At 33.9% G+C, this 22,493-nt stretch carries 16 protein-coding genes; all 16 read left to right on the forward strand.

What is annotated here, in order from left to right; all coding sequences use genetic code 11:
* Nucleotides 1-2: 2 nt before the first annotated feature.
* The 16 genes from D4A81_RS05425 (at nucleotide 3) to D4A81_RS05500 (ending at nucleotide 22,489) form a co-directional block, all read left to right on the forward strand.
* Nucleotides 3-710 carry a response regulator transcription factor gene (locus tag D4A81_RS05425; protein WP_111524105.1) on the forward strand — a complete coding sequence of 236 codons (708 nt, stop codon included), beginning with the start codon at nucleotides 3-5 and terminating at the stop codon, nucleotides 708-710.
* Nucleotides 700-1,833, forward strand: a complete 1,134-nt coding sequence (locus D4A81_RS05430; RefSeq protein WP_111524157.1) for a sensor histidine kinase — start codon at nucleotides 700-702, stop codon at nucleotides 1,831-1,833. Before D4A81_RS05425 ends, D4A81_RS05430 begins: the two co-directional genes overlap by 11 nt.
* Nucleotides 1,802-4,240 carry a hypothetical protein gene (locus D4A81_RS05435; RefSeq protein WP_111524106.1) on the forward strand — a complete coding sequence of 813 codons (2,439 nt, stop codon included), beginning with the start codon at nucleotides 1,802-1,804 and terminating at the stop codon, nucleotides 4,238-4,240. Before D4A81_RS05430 ends, D4A81_RS05435 begins: the two co-directional genes overlap by 32 nt.
* Entirely contained in the window at nucleotides 4,241-5,191 is a 951-nt protein-coding gene (locus D4A81_RS05440; RefSeq protein ID WP_111524107.1) for an ABC transporter ATP-binding protein, read from the forward strand.
* On the forward strand, nucleotides 5,181-6,056 hold the full coding sequence (locus tag D4A81_RS05445) for an ABC transporter permease (protein ID WP_111524108.1): 876 nt from the start codon (nucleotides 5,181-5,183) through the stop codon (nucleotides 6,054-6,056). Before D4A81_RS05440 ends, D4A81_RS05445 begins: the two co-directional genes overlap by 11 nt.
* Nucleotides 6,037-7,305: a zinc ribbon domain-containing protein gene (locus D4A81_RS05450; RefSeq protein WP_111524109.1), complete on the forward strand. Its 1,269-nt coding sequence runs from the start codon at nucleotides 6,037-6,039 to the stop codon at nucleotides 7,303-7,305. The genes D4A81_RS05445 and D4A81_RS05450 overlap by 20 nt, the downstream gene beginning before the upstream one ends.
* 102 nt (nucleotides 7,306-7,407) lie before the next feature.
* Nucleotides 7,408-8,907, forward strand: a complete 1,500-nt coding sequence (gene thrC, locus D4A81_RS05455) for a threonine synthase (RefSeq protein WP_111524110.1) — start codon at nucleotides 7,408-7,410, stop codon at nucleotides 8,905-8,907.
* A gap of 2 nt (nucleotides 8,908-8,909) precedes the next feature.
* On the forward strand, nucleotides 8,910-9,773 hold the full coding sequence (gene fba / locus D4A81_RS05460) for a class II fructose-1,6-bisphosphate aldolase (RefSeq protein ID WP_111524111.1): 864 nt from the start codon (nucleotides 8,910-8,912) through the stop codon (nucleotides 9,771-9,773).
* Between the two features lie 153 nt (nucleotides 9,774-9,926).
* Nucleotides 9,927-11,252: a replication-associated recombination protein A gene (locus D4A81_RS05465; protein WP_111524112.1), complete on the forward strand. Its 1,326-nt coding sequence runs from the start codon at nucleotides 9,927-9,929 to the stop codon at nucleotides 11,250-11,252.
* A 6-nt stretch (nucleotides 11,253-11,258) separates the two neighbouring features.
* Nucleotides 11,259-12,962 carry a transcription termination factor Rho gene (gene rho / locus D4A81_RS05470; RefSeq protein ID WP_111524113.1) on the forward strand — a complete coding sequence of 568 codons (1,704 nt, stop codon included), beginning with the start codon at nucleotides 11,259-11,261 and terminating at the stop codon, nucleotides 12,960-12,962.
* A 69-nt stretch (nucleotides 12,963-13,031) separates the two neighbouring features.
* Nucleotides 13,032-14,945: a DNA gyrase/topoisomerase IV subunit B gene (locus D4A81_RS05475; protein ID WP_111524114.1), complete on the forward strand. Its 1,914-nt coding sequence runs from the start codon at nucleotides 13,032-13,034 to the stop codon at nucleotides 14,943-14,945.
* Nucleotides 14,946-14,953: 8 nt separating this feature from the next.
* The gene (locus D4A81_RS05480; RefSeq protein WP_111524115.1) at nucleotides 14,954-17,191 is read left to right on the forward strand and encodes a DNA gyrase/topoisomerase IV subunit A; all 2,238 of its coding nucleotides are present in this window, start codon (nucleotides 14,954-14,956) and stop codon (nucleotides 17,189-17,191) included.
* A 236-nt stretch (nucleotides 17,192-17,427) separates the two neighbouring features.
* On the forward strand, nucleotides 17,428-18,513 hold the full coding sequence (gene asd, locus D4A81_RS05485; RefSeq protein WP_111524116.1) for an aspartate-semialdehyde dehydrogenase: 1,086 nt from the start codon (nucleotides 17,428-17,430) through the stop codon (nucleotides 18,511-18,513).
* 215 nt (nucleotides 18,514-18,728) lie between these two features.
* The gene (locus D4A81_RS05490; protein ID WP_111524117.1) at nucleotides 18,729-19,793 is read left to right on the forward strand and encodes an aldose epimerase family protein; all 1,065 of its coding nucleotides are present in this window, start codon (nucleotides 18,729-18,731) and stop codon (nucleotides 19,791-19,793) included.
* Nucleotides 19,793-21,787 carry a DNA topoisomerase gene (locus tag D4A81_RS05495; protein ID WP_111524118.1) on the forward strand — a complete coding sequence of 665 codons (1,995 nt, stop codon included), beginning with the start codon at nucleotides 19,793-19,795 and terminating at the stop codon, nucleotides 21,785-21,787. Before D4A81_RS05490 ends, D4A81_RS05495 begins: the two co-directional genes overlap by 1 nt.
* 3 nt (nucleotides 21,788-21,790) lie before the next feature.
* Nucleotides 21,791-22,489 (forward strand): LbetaH domain-containing protein, encoded by a 699-nt coding sequence (locus tag D4A81_RS05500; protein ID WP_111524119.1) that lies wholly within the window; start codon nucleotides 21,791-21,793, stop codon nucleotides 22,487-22,489.
* Nucleotides 22,490-22,493: the final 4 nt, after the last annotated feature.

Raw genomic sequence — 22,493 nt, forward strand, 5'->3', positions numbered from 1 at the left:
TAATGTCAGACACAAATATTTTGGTAGTAGATGATGAGAAGGAAATTGCAGATCTTGTAGAAATTTATCTTGTAAGTGATGGCTATAAAGTTTTTAAGGCAAACAGTGCTGAAGATGGATTAAATATAATAGAAAATGAAGATATTCATCTTGCAATATTGGATATTATGATGCCGGGAATGGATGGCCTTGAAATGTGTAAGAAGATAAGGGAGGAACATAATTTTCCTATAATTCTACTAAGTGCAAAAAGTGCTGATTTGGATAAAATATTGGGACTTGGAACAGGTGCAGATGATTATGTGACAAAACCTTTTAATACTTTAGAGCTTACCGCAAGAGTCAAGTCACAACTTCGTAGATACACTCAGCTAAATCCGAACAGCTCAGTTATGGATAAGGACGATCCGAATGAGATTAGATTAAAAGGTATGTCTATAAACAAGGACAATCATAAGGTTGTAATTGAGGGAAAAGAAGTTAAACTTACACCTATAGAGTTTGATATTTTATATCTGTTGGCAAGCAATGCCGGAAAAGTATTCTCTACAGATGAGATATTTGAAAAAGTATGGAATGAAAAAGTTTATGAAGCTAATAATACAGTAATGGTGCATATAAGAAGGCTTCGTGGCAAGATGAATGAGGATGAAAGAGAAAACAAAATTATAACTACTGTATGGGGTGTTGGATATAAAATTGAGAGATGATTTAGAAAAAAAATTTCAGACTAAAGTGATCATAAATATTCTCTTTAGTCTGGTTATTTCTATTTTGATAGAAACATTAGTAGTAAGTAATATTCCTATATTTTCAAGTTTACATATAGTAAATAATAATAGCGATGCTCTTTTAGTGAGTGGAAATGGTAGTAGCCTGGTAATAGTACTGATTTTGGTGGTATTTGGAATCGGTATATTTACGTTGTCATTCTGGTTACTCCAGAGAAAATCATTTGTTTATATTGATGATATACTATACGCTATTAAGAAAATTTCATCAGGTGACTTGAATACAAGTATTGAAGTAAAGGACGACAACGAATTTTCAGAGATAGCAGCAAGTATCAATAAGATGTCTGAGGAAATCAGAATATTAATGGAGAATGAAAGGCATAGTGAGAAATCTAAAAATGAGATGATTACAAATATCGCACATGACCTTAGGACACCTTTAACATCAATACTGGGATATCTTGATTTAATAAATAAAAGAGAATTATCAGAAGATACTAAGAAGGAATATTTAAATATAGTATATGAGAAGGCTAAGAAGCTTCAAGATCTTATTGAGAGTCTTTTTAGTTTTACTAAGACAAGTTCATCAAAGCTTGTATTAAAAGTAGATAAAATAGATATAATAAAACTTTTATGTCAACTTATGGAGGAGTTTTACCCTGATTTTGAGAATAAAGGTATTACTTGTAGCGTAAACACTAATATGGATTCATATATAATAGATGGAGATGGTACTTTATTGGCAAGATTGTTTGATAATTTGATAAATAATGCGATAAAGTATGGTGCCGACGGAAAGAGAATAGATATAAAAATTACAGCTGAAAAGAAGTTGGTAAAAATTGCTGTAATAAACTATGGCAAGGTTATTCCACCGAGTGAATTACCTTTTATTTTTGATAAATTCTATAGAGTGGATCAGGCTAGAAATTCAAATACAGGTGGAACAGGACTTGGATTGGCAATAGCCAAAAATATAACTGAGCTGCACCATGGAGCAATTGAAGTAACCAGCGACTTAGGTGGAACTATATTCAATGTAATATTGCCAAAGGAGTTAGACGTTGAAAAAGAAAATTTTAAAGGGGTTAAATAAAGTACTCTTAGTTTCGCTGATAGTATATTTATTATTGTCCGGCAGTATACCTATCAATACTTTTTCTGCAACAAAAGAAGATGAGCACATAACTATAGATATAAGCTATGGCTATGGAAACATTGCAAAGGGAGGGAGATACCTCCCTATTCATGTGTTTTATAAGAATTTTGAAGATGAAAACTTTAGTGGAAAAGTATCTATTGAATTCAATGAGGCTGACAACAGAAAATATGCTTATGAGTATGATGTGAATCTTGAAGGAAAAGATAGTGTATTGTCTGATTACTATATTAAAATCAGTAATAAGGTCGACAATATTGTTGTAGTATTAAAGGATGAACAACAAGAGGAAATTATAAAAAAGGTTGTATCCCTAAATATGGCTGCAAATCAATCGAAGATAATGTTAGGATTGCTCAGTGACAGCCAAGGTAGGTTAAATTATTTTAATAATGTGGCAATAAATTTTGGACTGCTCAGCTTAAATACTGTAAATCTGTCAGCAGGATCATTTCCAAAGTCAAGTTCAGGACTTGAACAGTTGGATATAATTATTATAAGTGATTTTAGAATTCGTGATTTATCTAATGAACAATCCAGAGCGTTGATGGATTGGGTAAAGCAGGGGGGTGTACTTATGATAGGAACCGGTACAAGGGCGGATGACACTATAGGAAGGTATGCACCTGAGCTGTTGGAGGATATATATGAGACACCGAGTATAAGAACTGTAAATTTCCTGCTTAATAATGAGATAAAGTCTGTTGATTTAGACAGTACATATATAAATTTACATGGTGGAAATGTAATAGTTTCAGACGATGAATTCCCACTGATAACCTCAGTTAACAAGCAAAAGGGAATTATAGCAGTAGCCGGATTTGATTTTTGTGATTTAAACCAATTTGCTATAGAAAACACACAATTTGCAAGGTATATAATATCAAATATTTTGGGGAATGAGAGAATAGAAGCGTTTTCAAATCAAAGTGAAACCCTAGATGACACCTTTCAGAATATAGAACCAATATTAAATTCATCTGAGATAAAAAAATTGCCTCCTATGACTATATATACATTAGTTTTTATTGCGTATATATTGCTTATCGGACCGATTTTATTTATATATTTAAGAGATTGTGGTTTGGCAATATACTATAGAAAAATTGTAGTACTTATATCATTATTATTATTGGCAATGATTATAATATATAATGGTAGAACAAGGTTCTCTACAACATTTTATAACTATGTTACAGTATATGAAGCAGGTGATTCTGATGTATCAGAAACTACATATGTGAATCTTAGAAATCCATATAACAAGCCATATAATGTAGTAATAGATTCCAACTATTCAATAGTTCCTATTATAAGGAATAAGACAAATATTGATGAAAGAAGAGCGTTGGAAAAAAATACATCTGTAAATATTGATAATGCAGAATTAATAAAAGATATTTCTATAAAAAATGTTGGTGCATTCTCTTCAAATATTTGGAAGATGGATAAAACTATAGAAAATTTAAATAATGAAGGCTTTAGTGGGGATATAAATTTCTTTGATGGAAATTTGAGTGTAGAAATTACAAATAACTATAAGCATAAAGTAAAAAATACTACATTGCTTCTTTATGGTAAAATTGCAATGCTTGGAGATTTTGATGCAGGAGAAACTAAAACTATAGAGAGTTGTGAGTTTTTGAATATTCCATTGACAAATTTTGATATTACTGCGAAGTTGATTACAGGTATGGAAGAAGTGAGTACTATAAATCAAAATGGAAGTGTAAATGGAATGGACACAGAACAATATATGCAAAGGCTAAATGTGTCGAACTTTCTATCATTTTATATGATGGAGAATTCAAATGGATATACAGCCGATGCCAGAATTATTGCTTTTTCAGATACAGCATTATCAAGTCCAATCTTTTATAGTGATACTATGGAAGGAAGCGGATTGACATTGTTGACATCAGTAATTCCGGTAAACTCTATTGCCGATGGTGTAGTATATAGACAGTCACTTTTGAAGATGCCTTTGATTTTGAGTGGAGATTATTCGTATATAGATAATGCTCTTAAAAGCAATCAGGCAACTGTACTGGAGTATTTTTTGGGAGATGATATAAATATTGGAGAAGTAAAATTTGAGCAAATATCAGAAGTATTTTCTAATCCCCAATACAGCGATAGATTGAAGACATTTAATGGGAATATTGCTCTATATAATTTTAAGACAGGAAACTTTGACTATGTTTCTAAAAATGAATTTTCTCTATTGGAACTTCTTACATATTTGTCAGATAATAATACTATGAGAGTAAGATATTCAAATATAGAAAATGGAGATTTGGAAACAGCATTACCAATGATAAGTGTTTTAGGTGTGGAAAAATAGATGTTAGAAATAAAAAATATAGTTAAATCATATGGAAGACATAAAGCCTTGTCCAATCTTTGCTTGAAGATACCGGCTGGTGCACTCTATGGTCTGGTAGGTCCAAACGGTGCCGGAAAAACAACGGCAATGAAGATTATTTCAGGTATTATATATCCTGATAGTGGAAATATATTTTTTAATAATATAAATATTTTTGAGGATAGAAAGGCACTAAAAGAAATAGTTGGATATGTTCCGGATGTATTGGGAATATATGATGATATGACAGTCTTTGAGTATATGATTTTCTTTGCTGCGGCATATGGATTTACAGGATATGTAGCAAGAAAAAAGTCCGAAATACTTTTAGAGCAGGTAGGAATGACTGAAAAGAAAGACTTTTATCTAAATGAGCTTTCAAGGGGAATGCAACAAAAACTCTGCGTTGCAAGAGCATTGATACATGATCCCGAACTTATTATTATGGATGAGCCTGCAAGTGGACTTGACCCCAGAGCAAGGTATGAACTAAAAGAACTCTTACAGGAACTTAATGCCGGTGGTAAGACAGTAATTCTTAGTTCACATATTTTGTCAGAGGTGTCTGAAATATGTACTGATATAGGCATTATAGATGGTGGTAAGATGGTTATATCAGGAAGTGTTGAAGATATATTAGAAAAGGTCGAGGGAGCTAATCCGATCAAGGTAAAAGTTTTAAACAATGAAAGTCTAGCACTTGAAATATTGAAAAATAATGAAAATGTTAGAATTTTATCTGTAGATAATGGCTATTTTATGGTATACTTTGAAGGTAAGAAGATAGATGAAGCTAAACTATTGGAAGAACTTGTAAAAAACAATGTACTTGTTAGTGAATTTATAAGAGAACCGGGAAGTTTAGAATCATTCTTTATTAAAGTTACAAATCATTCCAATGAAAGTGTGATTTTTAGTAATGAATATTAATCCGATTTATGAAAGGGAACATAGGGTAAGTACAAGAAGCTTAAAACTCTCCATGGCTATTTTGGTATTTAACTTTATTGTGGCTGCAGTTACACTTATAGAAATGAATGAAGTTGTGGATTATGCCAGAAAAACATCAAGCATTGATTACGCTTCTTTTTTGCAAATATTTAAGATTGTGATATTCTTACCTGTGATTTTAATTATATTTGTAGTACCAAGTTTCATATCCGGTGTTATAAGTGATGAGAGGCAAAGAGGTACACTTGAAATACTTCTCACTACTAAGATGACTACAAAGAGTATTGTTTTTGGGAAATTTTTGAGTCTTTTTGCTTCAATAATGCTTATATTGGTATCACAATTACCTATAATTGCTATTCTATTTCTATACGGTGGAATAACTGTTTTGGATATTATAAAGCTTGTGATAAATTTTTTTGTATTTGTTGTTCTGATTATTTCAATGGGCATATTTTGTTCAAGTATAGCCAGAAAAACAAGTGTGGCAACGGTAATACTATATTCTGCGGTGCTGGGACTGTTTATAGGTACTTTAGTATTATATTTTTTGGCAGCAAATTCATTCATAGCAGATGATAAAAATATTTTTGGTATTTATTTTATTAAATTTAGCAAGTTTATTTTATTATTTAATCCTTTGGTTAGTATGGATTTTTTACTATCAAAGATTATGGGTGAAGACAGCTCAGACATATTGGTAAGCCTTTTTTGGTACGATAATTGGTTTTATATAAATATGTTTCTGGACTTAGTTCTATCAGGTATTTGTCTGGCATTATCTGTACTAAAAATAAAACCACATGGTAAGACTAGGAGGAAGTATGGCAACAGTAATTTATAAATGTGAAAACTGTGGTGGTCCGGTAAAATATTCTGCTACATTAGGTAAGTTTAATTGTGAATATTGTAATACCGTGTATTCAGAAGAGGAAGTAAAGAGGCTGAGTCTCTTATCGCAGAGAGAAGACGTAATAGCAGACGGTGATGGAGAGTATCTCGAATATCATTGTCCAAGTTGCGGTGCTAATATTGTAACAGATGAGACTACAGTGGCTACAACTTGCTATTACTGTAATAATCCTATAGTAATGTCCGGAAAACTGGAAAGCTCACAGATGCCTACAAGAGTTATTCCATTTAAGGTGGATAAAGCTAGGGCATTGGAATCTTTTGATAATTGGATGAAGAAAAAGAAGTTTGTTCCAAAGAGCTTTTATAATGACAAGAAAGAGATTGAAGAGATCAATGGAGTATATTTTCCATATTGGCTATATAATACCAATGTATTTGTTGATTTAGATAGAGAGGGAAGTAGAACCTACACAAGAACTGAGGGTGACTATAGGGTAACCTATGAGAAACACTTTAGAATTATAAGAAAGGGCGATGTGGAGGTAAAGAATCTTCCAAAGTTGGCACTTGCAAAGTCAAATAAGGTATTGGTAGAATCTGTATATCCTTTTGATTTTAATAACGCTATAAATTTTGATTCCTCGTATCTGAGTGGATTTGTAGCTGAAAAGAAGGATATAGAGAAGGAAGCACTTATGTCTTCAATAGAGGAAGATGTATACAAGTACTCTAAAAAAGTTGTCAGAGATTCTATGACTAATGAAAGTGTAAATATAATAAACAGTGATTTCAGCATTAAACCGGGAAAATTTGATTATGCTATGTTGCCGGTTTGGGCGATTTCTTATAATGATAAAGAAAGTAATCAAAATTTTTTCTTTAGTGTAAATGGACAAACCGGTAAGGTGGTTGGTAAACTGCCTATAGATAAAAACAAATTGTATTTATCAGGTCTTTTAGCTATAGTACCTATATTTGCAATAATTATTGCAATACTTAATTTCACCGGGAATTTACAAACAAGCAGTTTTCTTGTTACTTTGGTAGGAAGTATCGTAGCTTATATAATTTATATAACAAGAGTTATTTCTGAGTATAATATGACAAATTCAAGTGTTGTAAATAGAGGTGTAAACCAGATAGACTTTAATAATAACTATGCTGAGAAGATAGAGTATTGTAAAGATATTGACCTGGGCACAAGAACAATCAGCAGAACAAGAATAAATAGAAAGTAAATTCAGTATTTAGTCACTTTGATAGACTATATTTTAAATATAAACTTTATTATTTTTAATATATATGTTATAGTTTAGACAATCTAGAAATAGGAGTTTAGAATGGAATTCATAAAGTATAAAAGTACCAGAGGCAAAGAGACCGGAGTCAATGCGTCAGAGGCTATTCTTAAAGGATTGGCAGATGATGGTGGCCTATTTATGCCTGAGAAATTTCCAAAGTTTGATTTTTCTTTGGAGGATTTAAAGGGGAAAAGATATCAGGAAGTTGCCTATGAGGTAATGAAACTTCTTTTAAGTGATTATACAAAAGAAGAACTGATGGATTGTATAGAGAAAGCATATGATGAGAAGTTTGATACAGAGGAAATAGCTCCATTGGTAAAGGCGGAGGGGGCATATTTCTTGGAACTTTTCCACGGTGATACTATAGCATTTAAGGATATGGCACTTTCGATTTTGCCGCATCTACTGACAACCGCTGCTAAGAAGAATGGTATAAAAAATAAGATAGTTATTCTTACAGCTACAAGTGGAGATACAGGTAAGGCTGCAATGTCAGGATTTTGTGATGTAGAGGGTACAGGTATTATAGTATTTTATCCTAAGGACGGTGTCAGCAATGTACAGAGATTACAGATGGTGACACAAAAGGGTGATAATACAGATGTGGTTGCTATACATGGGAATTTTGATGATGCACAAAGTGGAGTAAAGAAAATATTTTCTGATAAAGAGTTCGCAAATAAACTTTCTGAAAATGGAATCCAACTCTCCAGTGCAAACTCTATAAATATAGGACGTCTGGTACCACAGATAGCTTATTATGTATATGCTTACGTTAAGTTATTAGAAAGTGGCAATATAGCTACAGGTGAAAAGATAAATGTATGTGTTCCTACAGGAAATTTTGGTAATATACTTGCAGCATATATTGGAAAACAGATGGGGTTACCTATAGATAAGCTTATATGTGCATCAAATGAAAATAAAGTTTTGTTTGATTTCTTTGAAAATGGAGTTTATGATAGAAACCGTAAGTTTGTTTTAACATCATCACCGTCTATGGATATACTTATTTCAAGCAATCTGGAAAGATTGATCTATTTAAGTTGTGGAAGTGACGGAGAGTATGTTTCAAAGCTTATGAAGGATTTATCAGTAGGTGGAAAGTATGAAGTTACTGAAGCTATGAAGGAATTTATGAAAGACTTCATAGGCGGATTTGCTGATGAAAAGAAGAATTTTGAGGGTATAAAATCTCTGTATGACAGTACAGGTTATATTATAGATACACATACCGGAGTGGCATTTTCTGTATATGAGGATTATAAAAATGCTACAAAGGATATGACAAAGACAGTCATAGCATCCACAGCAAGTCCATATAAGTTTGCGGATAGTGTTCTTGAAGCAATATTTGGACAGAAGCAGGATATGGGAGATTTTGAAGTCATTGACAAATTGCATGAGATTGGAGCACCTGATATTCCTAGAGCTATCTTAGAGATAAAGGATGCAAAGATTCGACATACAAGAGAATGTGACAGTGCAGATATGCAAAAAGAAGTAGAAGATATTCTATTCAACAACAGGAGGTAGATATGTTAGTATCAGCAAAAGAAATGCTTGATAAGGCAAAAGCCGGACATTACGCAGTAGGACATTTTAATATCAACAACTTAGAGTGGACAAAGTCTATATTGTCAGTAGCTCAGGAGATGAACTCTCCGGTTATCCTTGGAGTTTCTGAGGGTGCAGGAAAGTATATGACAGGTTACAAGACAGTAGCAGCGATGGTAAAGGCAATGATAGAGGAGATGGGAATTACAGTTCCTGTAGCACTCCACCTTGACCATGGTTCATATGAGGGATGTAAGAAATGTATTGAAGCAGGATTTTCTTCAATAATGTTTGACGGTTCTCATTTCTCAATCGAAGAGAATATTGAAAAGACAAAGGAGCTTGTAGATTTGGCACATGCAAATGGCATGTCTCTTGAAGCTGAGGTAGGCTCAATTGGTGGCGAGGAAGACGGTGTTGTAGGTGCAGGTGAGTTTGCAGATCCAAATGAGTGCAAGATGATTGCAGACCTTGGAGTAGATTTCCTTGCAGCAGGTATCGGTAATATCCATGGTAAGTATCCTGCAAATTGGCCGGGTCTTAACTTTGACGTTTTGGCAAAGGTACAGGAGCAGACAGGAAATCTTCCATTAGTTCTTCACGGTGGTACAGGCATTCCTGCAGATATGATTCAGGAAGCTATAAACCTTGGAGTATCAAAGATAAATGTTAATACAGAATGTCAGCTCTCATTTGCAGAGGCTACAAGAAAGTATATTGAAGCAGGAAAGGACCTTGAAGGTAAGGGATTTGACCCGAGAAAGCTTTTAGCACCGGGTGCTGAGGCTATCAAGGCTACTGTAAGAGAGAAGATAGAACTTTTCGGTTCAGCAAATAAGGCTTGATTGATGTAATTTAATGAGCAGTCACTAAGGTGGCTGCTTTTTTGTACAATAAAACCTTGATAAAAAATGCTATATTATATAAATTAATAATTCAATATTTGACATTTAAAAAAAATGTGGTAAAGTAATGATAACAACCTATATGGAGTAAAAATGGACTTATTTGATTATATGAAAGAAGTTAATGAAAAGAGTGATGCCCCGTTAGCTTCAAGGTTAAGGCCCGATTCTTTAGATTCAATAGTAGGGCAGGAACATATTTTGGGGAAAGATAAATTCTTATATAGAGCGATAAAGGCTGACAAACTGAGTTCAATTATATTCTTTGGACCTCCGGGATGCGGAAAGACAACTATAGCAAAAGTCATTGCAAATACCACCAAATCAAATTTTAAACAAATAAATGCCACTACGGCCGGAAAAAAAGAGATGGAAGAGGCGGTGTCTGAGGCAAAAATAGCCTTTTCAATGTATAAGAGAAAAACTATTTTATTTATTGATGAAATTCATAGATTTAATAAATCACAGCAAGATTATTTGCTGCCCTTTGTGGAAGAAGGTACAGTAATACTTATTGGTGCAACTACAGAAAATCCTTTCTTTGAGGTAAATAAGGCCTTGATTTCAAGATCCAGAGTATTAGAATTAAAATCACTTTCACATAAAGATATAGAATCCATTTTATATAAGGCAATAAATGATAAAGAAAGAGGGATGGGAAGATATGATGTAGATATTTCTAATGATGCAGTAGAGTTTATTTCTAAAAGTGTAGATGGTGATGCAAGAAATGCATTGAATGCGTTAGAATTAGCTATTCTAACAACAGATATTTCAGAAGATGGTAAAATTCATATAGATATAAATATTATTAGCGAATGTATTCAAAAAAAGATTTTAAAATATGATAAGGACGGAACAACTCACTATGACACTATTTCTGCCTTTATAAAGAGTATGAGGGGCTCAGATCCTGATGCAACTATGTACTATTTGGCTAAAATGCTTTATGCAGGTGAAGATATAAAATTTATTGCAAGGCGAATAGTAATATGTGCAGCGGAAGATGTGGGTCTGGCAGATCCCATTGCTTTAAACATTGCTACAAATGCTTTTTTGGCAGTGGAAAGGGTGGGAATGCCTGAGGCAAGAATAATTTTGGCAGAGGCAGCAAATTATATAGCCTGTGCACCAAAGTCAAATGCATCATACCTGGCAATAAATGCGGCATTAAAATTTGTAAAAGAAAATAGTGATTTTGATATTCCAAAACATATAAGAAATGCAAATTATGATGGGGAAAAAGATATAGGAATAGGAGTGGGTTATAAGTATGCCCATGACTTTGAAAATCATTTTGTAGAACAACAGTATTTACCTGATGAGATGAAAGATACGGTATTTTTAAATCTAACAGATATGGGATTTGAAAAATCAATCAAAACACATTTAAATAAAATAAAAAAGAAAGATAGATAACATATTATGAGAGATAAATTACAAACTTTATCATTAGTACAGTTAAAAGAAATTGCAAAAGAGCAGGGATTTAAGGGAGTCAGTAACCTAAATAAAGCAAATATAATAGAATTATTAGTAGAGTTTTCTGAAAATCAGAATAAAGGAGCAGAAAAAAATGAAGGAGGTTCGTCTGAAATGACGACAAGAGATAATTCATATCAAAGGGATAATTATTCAAATCAAAATAATTACTCAAATCAAAATAATTATTCAAACCAAAACAGAAATAATTATGGTAGTACACAGAGAAATAATGTAAATCAGAACAGAACAATGGGATATAATAATTCATATCAGAATGGACAAAGATACAATAATCAGGGGAATATGCCTAATCATTATCAAAACCAAAACCAGTACAATAATCAAAATCAGTACAATGGTGCAAATCAATACCAAAACCAGTATAATGGTTCAAATCAATATCAAAATCAATATAGCCAGCAAAATCAGTCCGGCTATAGAAATGAATATTATGATAATCAGTTTGTTTCAAGATTTCCAAGGGATTATGGAACAGATATAAGAGATTTGGATTCAGGAGAGGTTGCAGAGGGCATTCTTGAGGTAATGCCTGACGGATTTGGATTTATTAGATGTGAGAACTTTTTGCCGGGAGATAATGATGTATATGTTTCGCCTGCACAGATAAAGAAGTTTAAGTTAAAAACCGGTGATGTTGTATCGGGGATGAAGAAGATAAAGACAGCTTCAGAAAAGTTTGCAGCTCTCTTATATATAAATACAGTAAATTCATTCTCACCGGATACATTAGAGACAAGGCCTAATTTTGAGGACTTGACACCAATATTCCCTAATAGTAGGATACACCTTGCCAAAGATGATTCAGCATCAAAGGCAATGAGAATAGTGGACCTGCTTTCACCGATAGGTAGAGGACAAAGAGGTATGATAGTTTCACAGCCAAAGGCAGGAAAGACAACTCTTTTGAAGGAGATTGCAAAGTCCATTACAGCAAATCAAGAGGATATGCATCTTATCATATTGCTTATAGATGAGAGACCTGAAGAGGTTACAGATATTAAAGAAGCAATAGTGGGGGATAATGTGGAAGTTATATATTCTACATTCGATGAAGTACCTGAGAGACATAAGAGAGTATCTGAAATGGTTATAGAGAGAGCAAAGAGACTTGTGGAGCATGGAAAAGATGTAGTTATATTACTAGATTCTATCACAAGACTTGCCAGAGCTTACAATCTTACAGTAGCACCAAGTGGTAGAACATTATCCGGAGGTCTTGATCCTACTGCACTTCATATGCCAAAGCGTTTCTTTGGAGCTGCAAGAAATATAAGAGAGGGTGGAAGCCTTACAATACTTGCTACAGCTTTAGTGGATACAGGTAGCAGAATGGATGATGTTGTGTTTGAGGAGTTTAAGGGTACCGGAAATATGGAGTTGGTGCTTAACAGAAAACTTTCTGAAAAGAGAATATTCCCTGCAATAGATGTTTTGAAGAGTTCTACAAGAAGAGATGATTTACTTTTAAGCCCTGATGAGGCGGAAGTAGTTAGCTTGATGAGAAAAGCAACTGATATGGCAAAGCCTGAAGAGGTAGCTGAAAGAATTATTGAAGAATTTAATTTGACAAATAATAATGAAGAGCTTGTTGCATCTATTTTAGGAAGAGGACGTTTTATTTAATTTATAAGTTTGAATGTAACAGTTTAGCATTTTGCTGGACTGTTACATTTTTGTAAAAGAGAGGTTTTAATGCAGGACTATAATGCAGGCAGTATTACAGTACTTGAAGGGCTTGAAGCAGTCAGAGTAAGACCCGGTATGTATATTGGTGGAGTAGGTGTTAAGGGGTTAAATCACCTTATCTATGAAATAATGGATAACTCTATAGATGAACATCTTGCAGGATTTTGCAAGAATATATGGGTAACTTTGAATGCAGATGGTTCTTGCACTGTAAAGGATGATGGTAGGGGAATACCTGTTGAAATGCATCAAAAGGGAATTTCTGCAGAAAGAGTGGTATTGTCCACTCTACATGCAGGTGGAAAATTTGACAATGAATCATATAAAACCAGTGGTGGCTTACATGGAGTGGGTTCATCAGTGGTTAATGCTTTGTCAAATTTTTTGGATATTAAGATATCAAGAGATGGATATATCCATCATGATAGATATGAAAAGGGTGTACCAAAGATAGAATTAAAAAAAGGACTTTTGCCTACTATTGGAAAGACAAGGGAAACAGGTACAGAGATTACTTTTTTACCGGATGATACTATCTTTGAAGTTACTAAGTTTAGAGCAGACTGGTTAAAGTCAAGAATGCATGAAAGTGCATACTTAAATCCCGGACTTATATTGCATTTCATAAACATGAGGGAAAATGAAAAAGAAGAGAAAACTTTTCATGAGCCTGAAGGAATAGTTGCCTATGTGAAGGAACTGAATAAAGGAAAAGATGTAATGCATGCTCCGATATCTTATAAGGGAGTATGTGACAATATAGAGGTTGAAATAGCTATACAATTTGTAGATGCTTTTGAGGAGAATATATTAGGATTTTGTAATAATATATTCACACAGGAGGGCGGTACTCATATAGCCGGATTCAAGACAAAGTTTACCGGATTAATAAATACATATGCTAGGGATTTGGGAATATTAAAGGATAAGGACAGTAATTTTACCGGTGCAGATACCAGAAATGGAATGACTGCCATTATCAGTGTAAAGCATCCTAATCCTATGTTTGAAGGTCAGACTAAGACAAAACTGGCATCAGCAGATGCCACAAGGGCTGTACTTACAGTTACTGGAGATGAGCTTACAAGATTTTTTGACAGAAATGTAGATGTGGTAAAATCTATAATTTCTTGTGCGGAAAAGTCTGCCAAGATAAGAAAGGCTGAGGAGAGAGCCAAGACAAATATGCTTACAAAGTCAAAGTTTTCATTTGAATCAAATGGTAAATTGGCAAATTGTGAGTCAAAAGATCCAAGTAAATGTGAGATATTTATTGTAGAGGGAGATTCTGCAGGAGGTTCAGCTAAAACTGCGAGAAATAGAAATTTTCAGGCTATTTTGCCTATTAGAGGTAAGATTTTGAATGTTGAAAAGGCTTCTATTGACAAGGTTCTTGCAAATGCGGAAATAAAAACCATGATAAATACCTTTGGATGTGGATTTTCTGAGGGTTATGGTAATGATTTTGATATATCAAAGCTTCGATACGATAAGATAATACTTATGACTGATGCGGATGTAGACGGAAGTCATATAGATACTTTACTTTTGACATTTTTATACAGATTTATGCCGGAACTTATATATGACGGACATGTGTATATTGCAATGCCACCACTTTTTAAGGTAGTACCGAAAAGGGGTGAGGGGGTTTATCTTTATGATGAGAAAGCACTGGAGGATTATAAAAAGAAACATAAAGATAATTTTACACTACAAAGATATAAGGGACTTGGAGAGATGGATGCCGAACAGCTTTGGGAAACAACCCTTGACCCTGAAAGAAGAGTATTAAAAAGAGTTGAAATAGAAGATGCAAGGCTTGCAAGTGAAGTTACAGAGCTTTTGATGGGTTCAGATGTGGCACCAAGAAGAAACTTCATACATGAACATGCAAGAGAAGCAGTAATTGATGCATAGGAGGGTATATGGCTGAGAAAATATTGCGAACGGAATATTCAGAGGAAATGCAAAAATCCTACTTGGATTATTCCATGAGTGTTATAACCGCAAGGGCTATACCTGATGCGAGAGATGGCTTAAAGCCTGTACAAAGAAGAGTTTTGTATGATATGAGTGAGCTGAGGATTTTCAGTGACAGACCTCATCGTAAATCAGCAAGAATAGTGGGTGATACTATGGGTAAGTATCACCCACATGGTGACAGCTCAATATATGAAACCTTGGTAGTTTTGAGTCAGGACTTTAAAAAGGGAATGCCACTGATAGACGGACATGGAAATTTCGGATCTATAGAGGGTGACGGAGCTGCTGCTATGAGATATACAGAGGCAAAGCTTGCAAAATTTGCTGAGGAAGTATATCTGAAGGATCTTGAAAGAACTGTTGAATTTATTTCAAACTATGATGAAACTGAGAAAGAACCGGAAGTGCTTCCGGTAAGAGTGCCAAACCTATTGATAAATGGTGCTGAAGGTATTGCAGTAGGTATGTCAACATCAATACCTACTCACAATCTACTGGAGGTATGTAATACCTGTATTGCCTATATAAAGAACAGAAATATTGATACAAAGGGGCTTTTGGAAGTATTACATGGTCCGGATTTTCCAACCGGTGGAATAATAGCCAATAAAAGAGACTTGCTTGATATTTATAGTACAGGAAATGGTAAGATAAAACTTAGAGGTAAGATAGAAGTAGAGCTTGGAAGAAAAAAAAGTGACAAGGATAAACTGATTATTTCTGAGATTCCTTATACTATGGTTGGTGCAGGTATAAATAAATTTCTTATAGATGTAGCAAATCTTGTTGAGACTAAGAAGCTTTCTGATGTTGTAGATATCAGTAATCAATCAGATAAGAATGGAACCAGAATAGTGCTGGAGCTTAGGAAAGATGCCGATATTGAAAAAATAAAAAATATTCTTTATAAAAAGACTAAACTTGAAGATACTTTTGGTGTAAATATGCTTGCCATTGTAGATGGTAGGCCGGAGATACTCTCATTAAAGGATATTTTAAAGAATTATATTGAGTTTCAATATGAGATAACTACAAAAAAGTACAATATTCTTTTAAATAAAGAGCTTGAGAAGAAAGAAATACAGGAAGGTCTTATAAAGGCAGTAGATGTTATAGATCTTATTATTGCAATACTTCGTGGTTCAAAAAATCTTGCTCAAGCTAAGAAATGTCTTACATCAGGTGATACCACAGGAATTAACTTTAAAGTGAAATCACTTGAAAAGGATGCAAAAAAACTTTCGTTTACAGATAAACAGGCACAGGCAATTTTGGACATGAGACTTTATAAGCTTATAGGTCTTGAGATAGAAGCACTTTTAAAGGATAATGCGACAACTCTCAAAAATATAGAGGAATATGAAAACATTCTAAAAAACCATAAAAATATGGATAAGCTTTTTATAAAGGACTTGGAAAAGATAAAAAAGGATTTTGCAACTCCTAGAAAAACTTTAATTGAGGATGCCAAGGAAGCGGTGTATGTAGAGGAACCTATAGCCAGTGAGGAAGTAATCTTTGTCATGGATAAGTTTGGTTATTGTAGGCTTCTAGACAGAAGCACCTTTGATAAAAATGCAGAAACTGTAGAAAGCGAAAATACCTATGTATTCCCGATAATGAATACTGATAGAGTATGCATTTTTTCAAACACCGGTGTTTTGTATAAAATTAAGGTAATGGATTTGCCGATGTCAAAATTAAGAGATAAAGGAACACCAATTGATAATCTAACTAAATTTGATAGTAGTGTAGAAGAGATAATGCTGGCAGTAAGTGAAGACAGTATGCGTGGTAACTTTATACTTATGATTACAAAAAACGGATATATCAAGAAAGTATCCAGTGAGGAGTATAAAACCAATAATAAGCAAGTAGCTTCTACAAAGCTTATGGACGAAGATATTCTCATAGCTGTGAAGATACTATTACCGAGAGCTAATACAGATATATGTATTGTAAGTGATGCCGGATATATTCTAAAGTTCAATGTTTCAGAGGTGAATGAATTTAAGAAAAGTACAAGGGGAGAAAAGGCAATAACTTTAGGATATAATGAGTTTGTAGATAGCTTATATTTAACAGCAGATAGCCGACTTGCTAATGTAAATGGAAAAGAAGTTACTCTTAGTAAAGTAAGATTAAGCCATAGAGGATACAAGGGCCAGAAGATGAAATAATATAATTATATATTCATATTTATATATATATACAATGGTATTTACTGATTATAATTTTTAATAAAATAAACATTTTGCACTAAGTGTACTTGTGCGGCGTACAAATGTGCGTGTATTGCGAAAAAGCACTTGAAAAATTATTCATAATATAATATGATTGCTTCCAGTTAAAAAATGCAATCCAAAATATATTTTGGATTTGCTATTATACTAAAGAATGGATATGGAGAAATGTTATGGATAGAAAATTAAAAGTTGGCGTTTTGGGTGCAACAGGTATGGTAGGACAGAGATTTTTATCATTACTTGAAAATCACCCTTGGTATGAAGTAGTAGTAGTAGCAGCAAGTCCAAGCAGTGCAGGCAAAAGATATGAGGATGCCGTAGGAAGTCGTTGGAAAATGACAACACCTATGCCACAGGCTTATAAAGATCTTATTGTAATGAATGTAAATGATGTGGAAGAGGTTGCTTCAAAGGTTGACTTTGTATTCTCAGCTGTAGATATGACAAAGGATGAGATAAAGGCTATTGAGGAGGCTTATGCAAAGACAGAAACTCCTGTAGTCTCAAATAATTCAGCACATCGTTGGACAAAGGATGTACCTATGGTTGTACCTGAGATAAATCCTGAGCATTTTGCAATTATTGAATCACAGAAGAAGAGACTTGGAACTAAAAGAGGTTTTATAGCTGTAAAGCCAAATTGTTCTATACAGAGCTATGCTCCTGTGCTTAATGCATGGAAAGAGTATGAACCATATGAAGTAGTTGTTACAACCTATCAGGCTATATCAGGTGCCGGAAAGACTTTTAAGGATTGGCCTGAGATGGAGGGAAATATTATTCCTTTTATCGGCGGTGAGGAAGAAAAGAGTGAGAAAGAGCCACTTAGAATTTGGGGACATATTGAAGGTGATGAGATCGTTCCTGCAACTTCACCAAAGATTACTTGCCAGTGTGTAAGAGTACCGGTACTAAATGGACATACAGCAGCAGTATTTGTAAAGTTTAAGAACAAGGTTTCAAAGGAAGAACTTATAAAGAAGATAGTAGAGTATAAGGGTGAGCCACAAGAACTTAATCTTCCATCTGCACCAAAGCAGTTTATACAGTATCTTACAGAGGATAATAGACCTCAAGTAGCACTTGATGTTGACTATGAGAATGGTATGGGAGTTTCTGTAGGCAGAATTAGAGAAGACTCAGTTTATGATTATAAGTTTATCGGACTTTCACATAATACTCTAAGAGGAGCAGCAGGTGGTGCACTTCTTTGTGCAGAGTATCTGACAGCAAAGAATTTTATAACAGCAAAATAAATTAGTGTATTAAGGTAATAAAAGCGGCTGGAATCCTTGTATTAACATGGGGTTGCCGCTTTTTTAATAAAGAGATATATGTTGTAAAGGTTTGTAAATGAAAATAGCAATATTTACACTAAGTATTGCAAGAGAATAGAAAAATTTGTATAATATATAGTAATGGCTATCACGTAAAGCTGTGATGGCTTTTTCTTTGTAGAGAGAGGAAAAATATGAGTATTAATACAACTGAATTTGGAAAAACAAAAGATGGTAAGACGGTAAAACTATATACTCTTACAAATAAAAATGGTGTAAGTGCGTCTTTTACCAATCTTGGAGGTACTTGGGTAAGTATGATGGTACCGGATAAGGATGGTAATTTCAAAGATGTATGCCTTGGTTTTGATAATGTAGAAGGATATGAGAACAATTCATACTATCTAGGGGCTATCATAGGTAGATATGCCAATCGTATAAAGGGAGGAAAGTTCAGTCTTGACTGGAAGGACTTTCAATTAGCCGTAAATAATGATACAAATTCTTTACATTCAGGACCTGATTATTGGTACAACAGGATATGGGATGTAGGTGTATTTGAAGATGAAGATAGAGATATGATTACATTTATGTTACACAGCCCTGATAAGGATCAAGGTTTTGACGGTGAGGCGAGAGTAAGTGTAAGCTATGTTTTATCTGATGATAATGCTCTTACAATAGGTTACAGCTTCGTATGTGATAAGAAGACTGCGGTTAATCTTACAAACCACAATTATTTCAATCTTGCAGGATACGATAATATCGATATATATGATCAGGAAGTTATGATAGATGCGGACAGTTTTTTGCCATGTGATGAGCATTCTATACCTACAGGTGAGATAAGAAAAGTTGATGGGACACCTATGGATTTTAGAAAGTATAGAAAGATAGGTGCTGATATAGATTCTGATTATGATGCTATAATACAAGGGGGTGGATATGACCACAACTGGATAATAAATGGTTATGATGGGAATCTAAGACTTGTGGCAAAAGTAAAGGATAATAAGAGTAAGAGGGTGATGGAGGTTTATACGGATTTACCGGGAATACAGTTCTATACTGGTAATTTCCTTGCAGGGGATGCTGTCGGAAAAAATGGTGTTGCTTATCCAAAGAGAAGCGGATATTGCTTTGAAACTCAGTTTTTCCCAAATTCTATAAATATGTCGGAGTTTATACAGCCGGTGGTTGATGAATTGGAAGAGTTCATTAGTGAGACTGTATATAAGTTTAGTGTAGAAAAAGATTGATGAAAAAACTTTTTATTGCAGAAAAGCCAAGTGTAGCAGCTGAGTTTGCAAAGGCATTGAAGATACCAACAGGAAGAAAAAATGGATATCTTGAAGGAAATGATATTATAGTTACATGGTGTGTTGGACATTTGATAACTATGAGTTATCCGGAGAAATATGATGAAAAATTCAAACGCTGGTCACTGGATACATTGCCATTTTTACCGAAGGAATTCAAATATGAAATAATAGATGGAGTCAAAAACCAGTTTGCTATAGTTTCAGGTCTTCTAAACAGAGAAGATGTAGACACCATATATATTTGTACCGACTCAGGAAGAGAAGGAGAATATATATACAGACTTGTGGATATGATGGCAAATGTGCAAGGTAAGACAAGAAAAAGAGTTTGGATAGATTCTCAAACTGAAGATGAGATACTTAGAGGCATTAGAGATGCAAAGGATTGGTCATATTATAACAATCTTTCTAATGCGGCATTCCTCAGGGCGAAAGAAGACTATCTTATGGGAATAAATTTTTCGAGAATTCTTACGCTTAAATATAGTAGAAATGTAGCTAATTTTTTAAAGCTGGATAGGGCTGTACTCAGTGTGGGAAGAGTGATGACCTGCGTTGTAGGTATGGTGGTAAACAGAGAAAGGGAGATAAGGAATTTTGTAAAGACTCCTTTCTTTAAGGTTTTAGGCAAATTTGAAAACCAGGGTATGTTTATAGACGGTGAGTGGAAGGTAAATGAAAAGTCAAAATATTTCAATTCAACAATGCTATATAAAGATAATGGCTTTAGAGAAAAAATATATGCGGAAGAGTTGATAGAACATATAGAATCATATGCAAATGAAAATGATAGAGAAGTAATCATTTTAGCTAATGAAAAAAAGAAGGAAATAAAAAATCCACCTTTACTATTTAATTTAGCAGAAATACAAAATGAATGCTCAAAGAGATTTAAGATAAGTCCTGATGAGACATTGAAAATCATACAAGAGATGTATGAAAAAAAGCTGGTTACTTATCCAAGAACTGATGCCAGGGTATTGTCAAGTGCTGTAGCAAAGGAAATAGATAAGAATATAAGAGGTCTCTGCAAGTTTAGTATACTTTCCAATTTTGCAAATGATATATTGGAAAAGGGTACATATAAAAATATTTCTAAAACTAAGTATGTTAATGATAGTCAAATTACTGACCATTATGCTATAATACCTACCGGGTTTGGAAATATGAATTCTTTGAATAAATTGTCATTGGCAGTATATGAACTTATATGTAGAAGATTTCTTAGTATATTTTACCCTCCTGCACAATATCAAAAGTTCACTATAAGATTTGGTATAGGAGATGAGATATTTGTAGCAAATACAAAGATTTGTATTGAGAGAGGATTCCTGGATATATTAAATCCAATAAAGAACGAGAGTGATGAGGAGGAGAGTAGTGATAGTCAAAGCCCTGAATATATAAAGATGGTTTCAGCACTGAGAAAGGGTTCAAAACTTAGGCTGGATTCATTGAGTATAAAAGAGGGTGAGACTGTACCTCCAAAGAGATATACTTCAGGTTCTATGATACTTGCAATGGAAAATGCAGGGCAGCTGATAGAAGATGAAGAACTTAGAAGCCAGATAAAAGGAAGCGGTATAGGGACTTCTGCCACCAGAGCTGATATTTTAAAGAAGTTGTTTTCAATAAAATACCTGGCACTCAACAAAAAAACACAGATAATTACACCCACACTCTTTGGTGAAATTGTCTATGAGGTAGTAAATTGTTCTATTTCACAGCTTTTGAATCCGGAGCTTACAGCAAGCTGGGAAAAAGGGCTTACAATGGTATCTAATGGAGATATTACATCTGAGGAGTATATGACAAAGCTGGAAAGGTTTGTAGGTATTAGATGCCTCAATGTGAAGCAACTTAATAATCAATATAGTTTAAATGCCTTATTTGAGAAAGTTTCAAAAGAATATAAGGGCATGAAAGGATAAAGAATGAAAAAAATTGATGTGAAAACAAAAAAACTTTTTGAACTTGAGGAAACTATAGCTAAAGAACTCTTTGAAAGATATACATATCCTTGGGAAGTGTTTAAAGATCTTGGAAGCTTCATAGAAGAGCTAGGTGCTACATTACCTGATACAGAGTATTTAAAGATTGGAAAGAATATCTGGGTACATCGTTCAGTAAAGATAATGCCAACTATTGCACTTGCAGGTCCACTTATAATTTGTAAGGATGCAAGTGTTCGCTCATGTGCATTCTTTAGAGGCAATGTAATCATAGGTGAGGGTGCAGTGGCGGGAAATTCTTGCGAATTCAAGAATGCCATACTATTTAACAAAGCACAGGTGCCACATTTTAGTTATGTTGGAGATTCTATTATTGGATACAAGGCCCATCTTGGTGCATCTGCTATCACATCAAATCTTAAGAGTGATAAATCAGATGTTGTACTTCATTTAGAGGATGCAGAACTTGAGACAGGGCTTAGAAAGTTTGGAGCAATGGTAGGAGATGAAGCTGAAATAGGATGCGGTTCTATTTTAAATCCCGGAACAGTTATAGGAAAGAATACTACAGTTTATCCGCTTTCAAGTGTAAGAGGCTGTGTGAGCAAGTCATCTATATATAAGAGTGAGGATAATATAGTAACAAAGTCAAAGAAGAAACCTTCAATAAGTAGATTGTAAAATA

This window comes from Lachnoanaerobaculum umeaense (assembly GCF_003589745.1).
GTDB lineage: Bacteria > Bacillota > Clostridia > Lachnospirales > Lachnospiraceae > Lachnoanaerobaculum > Lachnoanaerobaculum umeaense.

Coding starts and splice junctions, on each gene's coding strand:
- D4A81_RS05425 (WP_111524105.1), top strand. CDS start 3: ATGTCAGACACAAATATTTTGGTAGTAGATGATGAGAAGGAAATTGCA.
- D4A81_RS05440 (WP_111524107.1), top strand. CDS start 4,241: ATGTTAGAAATAAAAAATATAGTTAAATCATATGGAAGACATAAAGCC.
- D4A81_RS05445 (WP_111524108.1), top strand. CDS start 5,181: ATGAATATTAATCCGATTTATGAAAGGGAACATAGGGTAAGTACAAGA.
- D4A81_RS05450 (WP_111524109.1), top strand. CDS start 6,037: ATGGCAACAGTAATTTATAAATGTGAAAACTGTGGTGGTCCGGTAAAA.
- thrC (WP_111524110.1), top strand. CDS start 7,408: ATGGAATTCATAAAGTATAAAAGTACCAGAGGCAAAGAGACCGGAGTC.
- fba (WP_111524111.1), top strand. CDS start 8,910: ATGTTAGTATCAGCAAAAGAAATGCTTGATAAGGCAAAAGCCGGACAT.
- D4A81_RS05465 (WP_111524112.1), top strand. CDS start 9,927: ATGGACTTATTTGATTATATGAAAGAAGTTAATGAAAAGAGTGATGCC.
- rho (WP_111524113.1), top strand. CDS start 11,259: ATGAGAGATAAATTACAAACTTTATCATTAGTACAGTTAAAAGAAATT.
- D4A81_RS05475 (WP_111524114.1), top strand. CDS start 13,032: ATGCAGGACTATAATGCAGGCAGTATTACAGTACTTGAAGGGCTTGAA.
- D4A81_RS05480 (WP_111524115.1), top strand. CDS start 14,954: ATGGCTGAGAAAATATTGCGAACGGAATATTCAGAGGAAATGCAAAAA.
- asd (WP_111524116.1), top strand. CDS start 17,428: ATGGATAGAAAATTAAAAGTTGGCGTTTTGGGTGCAACAGGTATGGTA.
- D4A81_RS05490 (WP_111524117.1), top strand. CDS start 18,729: ATGAGTATTAATACAACTGAATTTGGAAAAACAAAAGATGGTAAGACG.
- D4A81_RS05495 (WP_111524118.1), top strand. CDS start 19,793: ATGAAAAAACTTTTTATTGCAGAAAAGCCAAGTGTAGCAGCTGAGTTT.
- D4A81_RS05500 (WP_111524119.1), top strand. CDS start 21,791: ATGAAAAAAATTGATGTGAAAACAAAAAAACTTTTTGAACTTGAGGAA.